This window comes from Salmonella sp. SAL00653 (assembly GCF_046552515.1).
Taxonomy (GTDB): domain Bacteria; phylum Pseudomonadota; class Gammaproteobacteria; order Enterobacterales; family Enterobacteriaceae; genus Salmonella; species Salmonella enterica.
In genome coordinates this window covers 1-686 of record NZ_JBGDTY010000048.1, presented here as the reverse complement: position 1 = coordinate 686, position 686 = coordinate 1, and the positions used below count along the sequence as shown (strand labels likewise).

Sequence of the window (686 nt, the reverse complement as noted above, 5' to 3'; positions counted from 1 at the left end):
GAGCATCAAACTTTTAAATTGAAGAGTTTGATCATGGCTCAGATTGAACGCTGGCGGCAGGCCTAACACATGCAAGTCGAACGGTAACAGGAAGCAGCTTGCTGCTTTGCTGACGAGTGGCGGACGGGTGAGTAATGTCTGGGAAACTGCCTGATGGAGGGGGATAACTACTGGAAACGGTGGCTAATACCGCATAACGTCGCAAGACCAAAGAGGGGGACCTTCGGGCCTCTTGCCATCAGATGTGCCCAGATGGGATTAGCTTGTTGGTGAGGTAACGGCTCACCAAGGCGACGATCCCTAGCTGGTCTGAGAGGATGACCAGCCACACTGGAACTGAGACACGGTCCAGACTCCTACGGGAGGCAGCAGTGGGGAATATTGCACAATGGGCGCAAGCCTGATGCAGCCATGCCGCGTGTATGAAGAAGGCCTTCGGGTTGTAAAGTACTTTCAGCGGGGAGGAAGGTGTTGTGGTTAATAACCGCAGCAATTGACGTTACCCGCAGAAGAAGCACCGGCTAACTCCGTGCCAGCAGCCGCGGTAATACGGAGGGTGCAAGCGTTAATCGGAATTACTGGGCGTAAAGCGCACGCAGGCGGTCTGTCAAGTCGGATGTGAAATCCCCGGGCTCAACCTGGGAACTGCATTCGAAACTGGCAGGCTTGAGTCTTGTAGAGGGGGG

At 54.7% G+C, this 686-nt stretch carries 1 rRNA gene; it reads left to right on the top strand.

Annotated features, from left to right (window positions below):
* Window positions 1-15: 15 nt before the first annotated feature.
* Window positions 16-686 (top strand): 16S ribosomal RNA (locus tag ACLJRU_RS23365); the annotation flags it as partial.